Annotated in this window: 1 protein-coding gene; it reads left to right on the top strand. The window is 48.2% G+C overall.

The window, feature by feature from the left end; genetic code table 11:
• The first annotated feature begins 116 nt into the window (after positions 1 to 116).
• Positions 117 to 1412 (top strand): IS110 family RNA-guided transposase, encoded by a 1296-nt coding sequence (locus PT964_RS26285; protein ID WP_425262836.1) that lies wholly within the window; start codon positions 117 to 119, stop codon positions 1410 to 1412.
• Positions 1413 to 1823 lie beyond the last annotated feature (411 nt).

Below are 1823 nucleotides of genomic sequence, written 5' to 3'. Positions count from 1 at the left end.
AAAGGAGCCATTCCTGTAATGAAGTAATTTGCCCTTTGAAAAGAAAAAGCGCCTCCTGTATGCTGGGTCTCGGAATGGTGGTCATTCGCTGCCCTAATTGAAGGAGGACGCTCTACATGAAGTATAAGCTGAAACAAAAACAGAATCAACGAATTACACGAATTACCGAATCAACTCTAGTTGTTGGCGCGGACATCGCTAAGAAGATTCATGTAGCTCGCGCAGTGGATTTCCGCGGAATTGAGCTCGGTAAGGATTGCGTGTTCCACAACGAACAGGAAGGGCTAACGAAACTGGCGACGTGGATGAAGGAGCTTAGTCAGGTTCACGGTAAAACAGAAATCATGTTTGGCATCGAACCTACTGGACACTACTGGTTTCCGTTAGCTGCATTTCTGAAAGAGCAAGGCATCAAAGTTGTCGTCGTCAATCCGCACCATGTGCACAAGACGAAAGAGCTTGAGGACAATTCGCCGACCAAGAGCGACTACAAGGATGCGAAGGTCATTGCGGACTTGATTCGCAACGGGAAGTATTCAGAACCGAATCTACCGACAAAGGAATTTGCAGAATTGCGCATCTTGATGAATCTTCGAGAGAAGGTCGTCGTTAGTTTGAATCAGGTGAAGGCGCGGATCGGAAACTGGTTTGACCGTTACTTCCCGGAGTACTCAACGGTATTCAAGAATTGGGAAGGCAAAGCGTCACTTCTGACAATGCGTCATTTTCCTACGCCAGAGGAGATGGTCTCTATAGGCGCCAGAGGCATTCTCACGCACTGGAAGAGGGAAATCGGACGCGGAGTGGGCATGAAACGGGCGGAGAAGCTCTACGCCGCAGCCACAGTGTCAATCGGGCTTACTGAAGGGCTGCCAGCCGCTCGCATCGAGCTTTCGTCCTTGTTGGAGCAATTCGATCTGTTTTCTAAGCAAATCGAATCGATCATGGCCGAAGTGATGCGCGTCCTTGATCGAATTCCGGGGACGGCTCAGATGCTCACGGTACCAGGGATTGGGGTTGTCACCATTGCCGGTTTCCTTGCGGAGGTTGGCGATCTAAACGGCTATGATCATGGGCAGCAGATCATTCGCTTAGCGGGCCTCAGCCTCACGGAGAACAGCTCTGGCAACCGTAAGGGAAAAACGGGGATCAGTAAGCGAGGACGTTCTCGTCTAAGGGCTTTGCTGTTTCGTTGCATGTTACCGATGGTCGCCCATAACAAAGAATTTAAATCGCTGCACAAGCTTTACACGACACGGAGTCAAAATCCATTGAAGAAGAAGCAGTCGATTATTGCTTTGTGTGGAAAACTGATTCGCGTCCTTTTTACACTGGGGACAAAGCAAAAAGAATATGACGCTCATGATGTTTTAGGACCAATTCGAGAAGCTCAGTTACAAAGCGCTGCTTAAATAATAAAAGCTTGAACAATCCTGAATTGTCGCTTATTCACATGTACAACAATGACAACGGAAGCACCGGAGAAGCCGTCGAACTATTTTCCATAAGGGCAATGACCCCGTAAAGGAGCGAGAATCGGCCTCCACCCCTTGAGAGGTAGAACGAAGGAATGTAAGGGCATAGACCCAGCGTGACATGGGAGGGTGAACCCCAAGGGCAGAATGTGGAGATCCACTGTGCGATCATATCCATATATCCACAGTTTTGGAATCAAGATGATCCTAAGCTTTGTTCCCGCCTACGCTCTTATCGAAAATCGTTGTGTGGGCTACATTTTCCACCAGCACCTCTTAAGACGTCAATGTTGAAAAACTAAGAATGAGCGAGAAAACAGGAGAAAACATTACTTTAAAGTGGGAGGA

It is taken from the genome of Paenibacillus thermotolerans, from assembly GCF_028745515.1.
Lineage (GTDB): Bacteria > Bacillota > Bacilli > Paenibacillales > YIM-B00363 > Paenibacillus_AE > Paenibacillus_AE thermotolerans.
The sequence above is the reverse complement of the archived record's forward strand: the minus strand, read 5'-3'. Positions and strand labels throughout refer to the sequence as shown.